The sequence below is a fragment of the Kineococcus indalonis genome, assembly GCF_009906395.1.
GTDB lineage: Bacteria > Actinomycetota > Actinomycetes > Actinomycetales > Kineococcaceae > Kineococcus > Kineococcus indalonis.
On record NZ_JAAALM010000102.1, the window covers coordinates 1 to 9,723 of the forward strand.

General features: G+C 77.0%; 11 protein-coding genes. 6 read left to right on the plus strand and 5 right to left on the minus strand.

The window, feature by feature from the left end:
• Positions 1-1,700 (plus strand): hypothetical protein (locus tag GTR00_RS24890; protein WP_205705273.1); only part of this gene is annotated, 1,700 nt, incomplete at its 5' end.
• Between the two features lie 15 nt (positions 1,701-1,715).
• On the opposite strand, the gene GTR00_RS07315 is transcribed toward GTR00_RS24890, so the two are convergent.
• From GTR00_RS07315 to GTR00_RS25630, 3 genes are all read right to left on the minus strand, one after another.
• A complete protein-coding gene (locus tag GTR00_RS07315; protein WP_166610975.1) occupies positions 1,716-2,336 on the minus strand; it encodes a DUF305 domain-containing protein in 621 nt (206 codons plus the stop codon).
• Between the two features lie 80 nt (positions 2,337-2,416).
• A complete protein-coding gene (locus tag GTR00_RS07320) occupies positions 2,417-2,674 on the minus strand; it encodes a hypothetical protein (protein WP_166610976.1) in 258 nt (85 codons plus the stop codon).
• Positions 2,675-2,832: 158 nt separating this feature from the next.
• A complete protein-coding gene (locus GTR00_RS25630; protein WP_205705274.1) occupies positions 2,833-4,263 on the minus strand; it encodes an AAA-type ATPase lid domain-containing protein in 1,431 nt (476 codons plus the stop codon).
• A gap of 174 nt (positions 4,264-4,437) precedes the next feature.
• Here GTR00_RS25630 and GTR00_RS07330 point away from each other — a divergent pair, with 174 nt between their 5' ends.
• The 4 genes from GTR00_RS07330 to GTR00_RS25635 are packed head-to-tail and all read left to right on the plus strand — an operon-like array spanning position 4,438 to position 7,611.
• Complete coding sequence (locus GTR00_RS07330) at positions 4,438-5,463, plus strand: amidohydrolase family protein (protein WP_166610978.1); 1,026 nt, start codon at positions 4,438-4,440, stop codon at positions 5,461-5,463.
• Complete coding sequence (locus GTR00_RS07335; protein ID WP_166610979.1) at positions 5,463-6,269, plus strand: metal-sulfur cluster assembly factor; 807 nt, start codon at positions 5,463-5,465, stop codon at positions 6,267-6,269. Before GTR00_RS07330 ends, GTR00_RS07335 begins: the two co-directional genes overlap by 1 nt.
• On the plus strand, positions 6,266-7,294 hold the full coding sequence (locus tag GTR00_RS07340) for an NAD(P)-dependent alcohol dehydrogenase (RefSeq protein ID WP_166610980.1): 1,029 nt from the start codon (positions 6,266-6,268) through the stop codon (positions 7,292-7,294). The genes GTR00_RS07335 and GTR00_RS07340 overlap by 4 nt, the downstream gene beginning before the upstream one ends.
• Positions 7,291-7,611: an IclR family transcriptional regulator gene (locus GTR00_RS25635; RefSeq protein WP_166610981.1), complete on the plus strand. Its 321-nt coding sequence runs from the start codon at positions 7,291-7,293 to the stop codon at positions 7,609-7,611. The genes GTR00_RS07340 and GTR00_RS25635 overlap by 4 nt, the downstream gene beginning before the upstream one ends.
• Here the strand turns inward: GTR00_RS25635 and GTR00_RS25640 are convergent.
• The gene (locus GTR00_RS25640) at positions 7,536-7,754 is read right to left on the minus strand and encodes an SDR family oxidoreductase (protein WP_205705275.1); all 219 of its coding nucleotides are present in this window, start codon (positions 7,752-7,754) and stop codon (positions 7,536-7,538) included. The genes GTR00_RS25635 and GTR00_RS25640 overlap by 76 nt on opposite strands.
• 178 nt (positions 7,755-7,932) lie before the next feature.
• On the opposite strand from GTR00_RS25640, the gene GTR00_RS07355 reads away from it, so the two are divergent.
• Positions 7,933-8,814, plus strand: coding sequence for a cutinase family protein (locus GTR00_RS07355; RefSeq protein WP_205705276.1), 882 nt, complete (start codon positions 7,933-7,935; stop codon positions 8,812-8,814).
• A 66-nt stretch (positions 8,815-8,880) separates the two neighbouring features.
• Here GTR00_RS07355 and GTR00_RS07360 read toward each other — a convergent pair.
• On the minus strand, positions 8,881-9,723 hold an 843-nt coding region (locus tag GTR00_RS07360; protein WP_166610984.1), incomplete at its 5' end, for an NHL repeat-containing protein.

The following is a 9,723-nucleotide window of genomic DNA, read 5'->3' on the forward strand; positions in this document are numbered from 1 at the left end:
GGCAGTGGTCCGCGCGCACCGCGGGCCCGCTGCGCGCCTGGCCGGGCCTGCCCGACCTCGCCGCCCGGGTGGACGACGCCCGCCGCCTGCTCACCGCGGCCGCCGCGGCCGGCGTCCCCCTGCCGGCCGACCCCACCGGCGTCGCCCTCGCCGACCTGCCCGCCCTCGCCGAGCGGGCCGGGCGGGCCGGCGCCGCGCTCACCCACCGCCGCCAGCGCGAGCGCCTGAGCGCCGAGGGCCTGGAGGAGCTGGCCGCCGCCGTGCCCGCCGGTGCGGGCGAGGACGACGTCGCCCGCCTCGTGCGGGCCGCCTGGCTGCGCGCCCGCACGGAGGCGGCCGTCGCCGACCTGCTCGCCGGCGGCGCACCCGGTGAGCTGGCCGCCGCCTTCCGCGACGCCGACGCCAGCCGCCGCCGGGCCGCCGCCCGCCGGCTGCGCTCGGCCCTGTCCGACCCCGCCGCGGCGCCGCGCGTGCGCGTCGTCGCCGGCGCCGCCGAGCTCGCCGACGGCGAGGAGTTCGACGTCCTCCTCGTCGACGACGTGCAGCGCCGCCCCGCCGAGGACGTGCTGGCCCTGGCCCGCCGCGCGCGCCAGCTCGTCGCCGTCGGCACCGCCGAGGGCACCGGCACCGGCGACGGCTCCGCCTGGAGCGCGCTCGCCGCCGCCCTGGTGCCCCACGCGCTGGCCTGGCCGCCGGCGCCCGCGCACGCCCCCACCGCCGCGCTGCGCGACGCCGTCGCCACCGCCCTGCGCGCCGCCGGCCTGCCCGTCACCGACGGGGCCCCGGTGGCCGGGCACCCCGTCGACCTGCTCGTGGCGCGCGACCCCGACGGCGACGGCCCCGCGCTCGCCCTCGAGCTCGACGGCGCCCCCTGGCGCGCCCTGCCCACCGTCCGCGACCGCGAGGTGGCCCGCCCCGAGCAGCTCCAGCGCGCCGGGCTGGCCGTCCACCGGGTGTGGAGCACCGCCTGGTTCCGCGACCCGCGCGGGGAGGTGCAGCGCGTCGTCGAGGCCTGGCGGCGCGCGGAGCAGGAGCGCGCGGAGCAGGAGCGCGCGGAGCAGGAGCGCGCGGAGCAGGAGCGCGCGGAGCAGGAGCGCGCGGAGCAGGAGCGCGCGGAGCAGGAGCAGGCGGAGCAGGAGCAGGCGGAGCAGGAGCAGGCGGAAGTGCTCGCCCGTGAGGAGGCTGAGCGCGTCGCTCGTGAGGAGGCTGAGCGTGCTGCGCAGCAGGAGGCTGAGCGCGCCGCGCAGCGGGAGCAGGCGGAACTGCTCGCTCGTGAGGAGGCTGAGCGGGCTGCACGTGAGGAGGCCGAGCGCGTCGCTCGTGAGCAGGCCGAGCGGGCCCCTGCCGAGGAGGTCCCGCAAGCCGGCGCGGACGCGGGCCCCGTCGCCGCCCCGACCGTCCCGGAGCCGCCCGCGGGTCTGGGGAGCGCGGCCGGCGCGCAGGCGACCGTCGACGGCTTCACCGCGGGCCTGGGGGGTGCGCACCCCAACGTCGACCAGACGCCGGTGGAGGCCGTCGACGCGGCCGTCGCCCTGGCGTACGCGCGCCTGGGCACGACGGCGCAGGACACCGCGGTGCTCGACGCGGCGATGGACGTGCTGGGCTTCCGGCGCCGCGGGGTGAAGGTGCAGCGCGCCTTCAAGGAGTCGGTGCAGCGCGCGAAGAAGAGGATGCGGGGCGCGGGGATCCGCATCCAGTAGGCCGGGCGCGCGGCGTCAGCCGCCGAGCGTGCCCAGCAGCTCGCGCATGCGCTCCACCTCGGCCGACTGCTCCTGCTCGATGCGGCCGGCCAGCTCGAGCGCCCGGGGGTCCGTCCCCCCGGCGCGCTCGGCGGCCGCCATCTCGACCCCCGCCTCGTGGTGGTCGATCATCATCCGCAGGAACGTGCGGTCGAACTCCGCCCCCGTCGCCCCCTCCAGCTCCTGCACCTCCTCCAGGTTCGACGTGCCCGCCCCCTCGTGCCCGGCGGCGTCGTGCGCGCCCATCGCCGAGCCCGCCGGGACGGCCTCGCCCCACGCGTCCAGCCAGGACGTCATCTCCTCGATCTCCGGCCCCTGCGCGGCGGAGATCGAGGCGGCGAGGTCGCGCACCTGCGCGCTGGTGGCGCGGGCCACCGCGGTGTCGGCCATGTCCACCGCCCCGCGGTGGTGCACGACCATCTGCTGGGCGAACGCCACGTCCTGCGCGCCGTGGCCCTGCTGCGCGGGTGGCGCGCTGGACGTCGCGGACGCGGCGGGGGGCGCCGCCGCCCGCTCCTGCGCGCCGCAGGCGGCCGGGGCCAGCGCCGCGCACAGCACGAGGCCGGTGAGGGGGAGGCGGTACCGGGAGCGGTGCACGGGAGCTCCTCGCGACGGCGGTGCCGGGCACCCCCACGGTAGCCCCGCGAGCACCCTCCGCAGCAGGGTCCGGTGGCTCCTCAGGCTGCCGGCACGCCCTCGTCCAGCGCCGCCGGTGAGGCCTCGCGCAGGTCCAGCACCGACTCCAGCTCCAGCGCGGCGCCGTCCTCGTCCTGCGCCGTGCGCAGCCACACGGTGCCGTCCTCCACGGCCAGCGGCGTCCCGGTCACGCTGCGCCCGTCGGCCAGCTGCACCGTCAGGCGCACCGGCGTCTCGGGGTGCACGCGGTGGTCCTCCGCCGCGTCGCGCAGGCGCTGGACGATGCGCGGTTCGATCACTGCCGTCCTCCTCGCAGGGGGGTCGTGCCGGGCACGGCGGCGCCCGGCGGCTGCACCCTGCTCGACAGTCCCTCCCAGGGTGCGGGGCCGCCGGGTCCCGCGGAAGCCCTCGCGGGAGCGTGCGCCCAGTGTTCACGCGCCCGAAACCCGCGGGGACCTCAGCGGGGCAGGGCGATGTCGTACTGGGCGACCTTGCGGTAGACGGTGGCGCGCGAGACGCCGAGCAGCTCGGCGGCGCGCGCCACGCTCGTGCCCGGTTCGGTGAGGGCGCGGACGATCTCGTCGCGCTCCAGCGCCTCCAGCCGGCCGAGCACGCGGGTGCCGCGGGTGAACACCTCCGGCGGCAGGTGCTGCACGTCCACGACGTCGGTGCGGGCGGCGGCCGCCTCCACGACCTCCCGCAGCCGGCGCACGTTGCCGGGCCAGGCGTGCGCCCGCAGGGCCCGCTCCGCCGCGGGCGTGAAGCCCACCGCGCGGTGCCCGCCGCGCCGGGCGAACGCCGCGGCCAGCGCCGGGACGTCCTCGGGGCGGGCGCGCAGCGGCGGGGCCTCCACCACGGCGTCCACGAGGGCGCCCAGCGCGGCGGGCAGCCGGTCCAGGTCGCGGGCGACCAGCGCGAACGGCTGGGGGTGCCCGTCGCCGCGCCGCGCGCCGGCCAGCGCCGCGGCGAGCTCGTCCACGGCCCACGCCGGCAGCTCCCCCACCCCGGAGACGACCACGGTGGTGCCCTGCGCGCCCAGGTGCGGGGTCCACATCCGCACCCAGGCGGGCACGTCCTCCACGCCGGGCACCCGCGCCCGCAGCACCCGGTGCCGGCGGCCGCCGCGGCGGTGGGCCAGCGCCGCCAGCGTCGCGCGCCCCGAGCCGGGCTCGCCGACCAGGGCCAGCACCCGGCCGCGGGCCACCTCCTCCCCGGCCGCGGCCACGGCGGCCGCCCACGCCGGCGAGGAGCACACCTCCTCGCGCCCGTCGCCGTGCTCGACCTGCACGTGGAAGACGTGCCCGCGGGGGGCCTCGCGCACCGGCCGCCCCCCGGCGCGCGCCACCATCAGCGCGCTCGTGGTGCTCGCGGAGGACTGCGCCAGCGCCAGCAGCAGCCCGGAGGACGCCTGCGACCAGGTCGTGAGGTTGATGCTGCCGGCCAGCGCGCCGGTGACGGGGTCCAGCACGGGGGCGGCGGCGCACGTGTACTGCTTGAGCGCCTGGCACCAGTGCTCCTGCCCGCGCACCAGGGCGGGGCGGCGGTCGGCCAGCGCCAGGCCCAGGCCGTTGGTGCCGGCGTGGCGCTCGGCGTAGGAGAAGCCGGGGGCCAGGTGCACGGCGTCCAGCGAGCGGCGCATCCCGTCGTCGGGGTGCAGGCGCAGCAGCACCAGCCCCTCGCTGTCGGTGATCATGAGGCTGACCGGTTCGCCGGAGAGCGTCTGCTGCAGCGAGCGCAGCACCTGCTGCCCGCAGGCGTAGAAGAGCGAGCCGGTGTCCAGGGCGCCGGTGAAGACCGGCTCGACCTCCTGCTCCGAGACGCCGTAGCGCTCGCAGCGGCGCCAGGAGGCCCGCACCGTCCCGGCGACCGCGGGTTCCGCACCTGCCACGCCCGACCTCCCGGACCTCCGCACCGTCGCGTCCGGCCAGGGTAGGCGCCCGCGGGCCCCGGGGGCAGGTGCCGGCGTCTCAAAGTGAGACACCCGGTGCCTTCCGCCCCGGCGGGGCGCTGCCTACCGTCGCGGCAGGGGGGCGACGGTGCCCCCGGCGCGCGAGGAGGCCGCATGTACAGCAAGGACGGCGTGGACTACTTCATCGTCGACGCGCACGTGGCGCTGTGGGACGCCAGGCCCGCCAACCAGCGCAACGTGCACGGCAAGCAGTTCATCGACTGCTTCTACGACTACCACCGCAACCTCAGCCCGGCCTCGGAGCTGTGGAGCTACGAGGAGTACCTCTACCAGGGCGGTGAGCGCCTCATGAAGGACCTGTTCACCGACGGGTGCGTCGACCACGCGGTGTTCCAGCCGGCCCGGCTGGGGGAGTTCTACGTGAACGGGTTCGGGCAGACGGAGGAGGCGTTCGCGCTGGCGAGCGCGCACCCCGACAAGCTGACGTACAACCACTACTTCGACCCGCGCGACGGCGAGCGCGGCCTGGACCGGCTGCGTGAGGACGCCGAGCGGATGCACCTGAAGGGCGTGAAGCTCTACACCGCCGACTGGCACGGGGACTCGCGCGGCTACAAGCTCTCCGACCCCTGGACGTACCGCTACCTGGAGGTGGCGCGCGAGCTGGGCATCCGGAACGTCCACGTCCACAAGGGCCCCACGATCCGCCCGCTGGACCGCGACGCGTTCGACGTCGCCGACGTCGACCACGTGGCCACGGACTTCACCGACATGAACTTCGTCGTGGAGCACTGCGGCCTGCCCCGGTTGGAGGACTTCTGCTGGATCGCCACGCAGGAACCCAACGTGCACGCGGGCCTGGCGGTGGCGATCCCGTTCATGCACACCCGCCCGCGCTACTTCGCGCAGATCATCGGCGAACTGCTGTACTGGCTGGACGAGAACCGCATCCAGTTCTCCAGCGACTACGCGCTCTGGACGCCGAAGTGGCTGATCGAGACGTTCGTGGACTTCCAGATCCCGCAGGACATGACCGAGTACGCCCCGCTGACGGTGGACCAGAAGAAGAAGATCCTCGGCCTGAACGCCGCGGCCATGTACGACATCGCCGTCCCCGAGCACCTGCAGGTGGCGAACCCGCCGGCGCTGGCGCAGCCGCAGGCCGTGGCGGTGGCGTGATGACGGCCACCACCGAGCGGGCCGGCGCTCGGGTCCTCGCGCGCACCGACGTCACCGCCGCGCTGGGCGGCGTCGTGGACCCCGAGCTCGACGAGCCGATCACCGACCTCGGTTTCGTGCGCTCCGTGGACCTCGGCCCCGAGGGTGCGGTGGAGGTGCACCTGCGCCTGCCCACCTCGTTCTGCTCCCCGAACTTCGCCTACCTCATGGCCTCCGACGCCAAGGACGCCCTGAGCGCGCTGCCCGGCGCGGGGTGCGTCGTCGTCGAGCTGGACGACCACCACGACTCCGACCTCATCAACGCGGGCCTGGCCGCCGACGCCGGGTACCGCGGGACGTTCCGGCACGAGGCCCTGGACAGCCTCGACGAGCTGCGCGCCACGTTCCGGCGCAAGGCCCACACGGCCGCGGCCGAACGCTGCCTGACGGCGCTGCTGCGGGCGCGCCCGCAGTTGCGCGAGGAGGACCTCGGTGAGGTCGTGCTGGCCGACCTGCCCGACGACGGCACCACCGCCGCGCTGCGCCGGCGCCGCACCGCCCTCGGCCTGCCCGACGAGCCGGGCGCGCCCGTCCTGCTCGACGACGACGGGCACCGCGTCCCGCGCGAGCAGGTCCCGCTGCGCGTGCGCCGGGCCCGCTCCGTGCGCATCTCCGTCGACGGCAACGCGCACTTCTGCCGCGGCCTGCTGCGCACCCGCTACCCCGGTTCCGGGGCCGACCAGGCGCCCCGCGCCGAGGGCGCCGGCCCGGTGCCCGTCCAGCTGCTCACCACGCGACCGCACGACACCACGGAGGCCAGCGCATGAAGGCGGTACGGGTCCACGAGTACGGCAAGCCCGCGTCGATCGACGACGTCCCCGAACCCCGGGTCGAGGGCCCGCTCGACGTCCTCGTGCACGTCGACGCCGCCGGGGTGTGCCGCACCGACCTGCACGTCCTGGAGGGGCAGTGGGCGCAGAAGTCCGGCGTCGCGCTGCCGTACGTCCTGGGCCACGAGAACGCCGGCACCGTCGTCGACGTCGGCGCCGCCGTCTCGAACGTCGCCGTGGGCGACGCGGTGGTCCTGCACCCGCTGGTCACCTGCGGGTTGTGCCCGGCGTGCCGGCGCGGCGACGACGTGCACTGCGCGAACAGCGCCTTCCCCGGCATCGACCGCGACGGCGGCATGGCGGAGTTCCTGCGCACGGGCGCGCGCTCGGTGGTCAAGCTCGCCGAGGGCCTGGAACCCCGGGCCGTGGCCGCGCTGGCCGACGCCGGCCTGACCGCGCACCACGCGGTGCGCAAGGTCGTGCCGGAGCTGCCCGCCACCGCGCGCGCCGTCGTCGTCGGCGCCGGCGGGCTGGGGCACATCGGCCTGCAGTGCCTGCTGGCCATGACGCCCGCCGAGGTCGTCGTCGTCGACCGCTCCGCCGACGTGCTGGCCAAGGCGCGGGCGCTGGGCGCGCACCGCACCGTCCTGGCCGGCGACGACGTCGTCGAGCAGGTCCTGGACCTCACCGAGGGCGCGGGCGCGGAGGTGGTGCTCGACTTCGTCGGCGAGCACGGCACCGAGGCGCAGGGCGTGGCGATGACCCGCGACGCCGGCAGCTACTGCGTCATCGGCTACGGCGGGAAGGTCGAGGTGCCCACCATCGACCTCATCAGCCGGGAGATCCGCGTCGTCGGCAACCTCGTGGGCTCGTACTCCGACCTGCGCGAGCTGATGGCGCTGGCCGCGCGCGGCCTGGTGACCCTGTCCACGCGCGAGTACCCGCTGAGCTCCGCGCTGGAGGCGCTGGACGACCTGGACGGCGGCCGCCTGCCCGGCACCCGGGCGATCCTGCTGCCGTGAGCGCGGCCGCGGGCAGCGTGCGCGCGCTGGACCGCGCCCCGGCGATCCTCGACGTCGTCGCCGCCAGCGCCAAGGAGGTCCCGGCGCTGCTGGACTGCCCGCTGCCCACCACGTACCGGCTGCTGCAGGTGCTCACCCGCGAGCGCCACCTCGTGCACCTGCGGGAGGAGCTCGCCGCGGTCGCCGCCTGGGGGGTGGCGGTCGTGCTGGACACCGCGCGGGTCCGGAGGACCGCTGGGGTTCAGGAGAAGTGGATGCCGCCGTCGACGAGCACCGTCCGCCCGGTGACGTGGTCGGAGCCGGGGGAGGCCAGGTAGGACACCAGCTTCGCGACGTCGTCGGGCACCGGGACGCGGCCGAGCAGCATCGAGCGGGCGTCCTGCTCCAGCGCCTGCCCCTTCTGCAGGCGCTGCTCGGCGGCGAGCTCCTCGTCGATGAGGTCCCACACCGCGGTGCCCACGACGCCCCGGCCCAGCGCAGCGGGCGCTGCCGCGGCAGGGGCGTTCTCGCACGGTGAGGAGCCCGGGCAACCTTGCGCGCGCCGTTGCGCGCACGGCATGCTCTGCCCGGCCTCGCAGGAACGAGCCCCCGGCGGGGGTCCCCACCGCCGGCGCCCCACGTCACGCAGGGAGAAACCCGTGGTCCGCTCCACCAGCCGTCGCCTCCTGGCCGCCGCCGCAGCGGCCGTCGCCGCGGGGGGCGGGCTGCTCGCCGGCGCCGCCCCCGCCTCGGCCGCGGCCTGCTCCGACGTGGAGGTCGTCTTCGCCCGCGGCACCGGCGAGGCCGCCGGGCTGGGCGTGGTGGGCCGGCCGTTCGCGAGCGCGCTGACCAGCGCCCTGCCCGACCGCACGGTGACCTCCCACGCCGTGGACTACGCCGCCAACACCTCGCAGAGCAGCGCCGGGCCCGGCGCGACCGCGATGAGCGCGCACGTGCGCGAGGTGGCCGCGGCCTGCCCCTCCACGCTGTTCGTCCTGGGCGGGTACTCGCAGGGCGCCACCGTCACCGACATCGCCGTCGGCATCCGCACCGGCACCACCACCGGCACCCCGGTGCCCGCCGAGCTCGCCGGCCGCGTCGCGGCCGTGGTGGTGTTCGGCAACCCGCTGGGCCTGTCCGGGCGCACCGTCGCCACCGCCAGCGCCACCTACGGGCCGAGGTCGAAGGACTACTGCAACAGCAGCGACAGCGTCTGCGGCAGCGCCCCCAAGACCGGCACCGGCGGCCACCTCAGCTACGTCTCCAACGGCTCCGCGGCCGCGGGGGCGCAGTTCGCCGCCGGCCTGGTGCGGGCCGCGGGCACCCCCGCTCCCGGCCCGACCCCGGAGCCCACCCCGGACCCGGCCACGTGCGTGCGCGACAGCACCCGTGACCACGTCGACGCCGACCGCGCGGTGAGCCTGTACGGGCGCGCCTACGCCCGCGGCAGCCGCGACAGCCTCGGCGCCACCAGCAGCTTCAACGTCGTCTCGCTGCGCGCGACCGCCACGGGCGGCTGGGAGCTGGTCGCCTCCTGCTGAGCGCCCCGCGCTCCCGCCGCCCGGCCGGGCGGCGGGAGCCGCGGCGGGCCGGCCTCAGGGCCCGCCTCAGGGCAGGTCGACCCGCACCACCTGGTACTCCGCGGTGCTCGTGTCGGTCAGCTGGAAGCGGCCGTTGACCAGCCACAGCGCCCCGGCGGCCAGGACGCCCGTGGTGGGCCGGTCCAGGTCCTCGTCCTGCACCGGGCCGAGCACCTCCCCGCTGCGGCCGTCGGGCGACAGGCGCACCACGGCCGCGGCGTCGGTGGAGAAGCCGTAGACGACGTAGAGCGTGCGCCCGCGCAGCACCAGGCCGTCGCCGGCGGTCAGGTCGGGCCCGCTCACCTCGATGCGGTCGCTGACCCCGGTGGCCGGGTCGACGCGGAACAGGTCGCCGGTGCTGCTCTGGGTGACCACCAGGGCGTCGCGGTACGCGCGGATGCCGTTGGCGTTGAACCCCGTGCCGTAGGCGAGGTCGCCGGTGATGTCCAGGGTCCGCGCGCCGTCGGCGCCCGGCACCCGCCCGTCGGCGCCCAGCGGCACCACGACGAGCCGCTGCACGGCCGAGTCGGTGACGTACACGGCGTCGCGGGTGACCTCGACGTCGTTGAGGAACCCGCTGCCCGGCACCACCCAGCGGCCCAGCTCCGCGCCGGTGCTGCCGTCGTAGGCGGTCACCGCCCCGGTGGCGCCCCCGGCCACCCACAACCGGTCCGTCCAGCGGTCGTAGCGCATCCCCACGGCGGTGCGGCCCTCCACCCCGGGCACCAGCTCGCTGCTCCCGCCGGTGCGCAGGTCCCCGCGCACGACGCTGCCGTCGGCGCGCGAGCCGGCGTAGAAGGTGGTGCCCCACCCGGAGGTGATCCCCTCCGGCTCCGAGCCGGTGGGCAGCGCGACGGTCTCCGGCAGCTC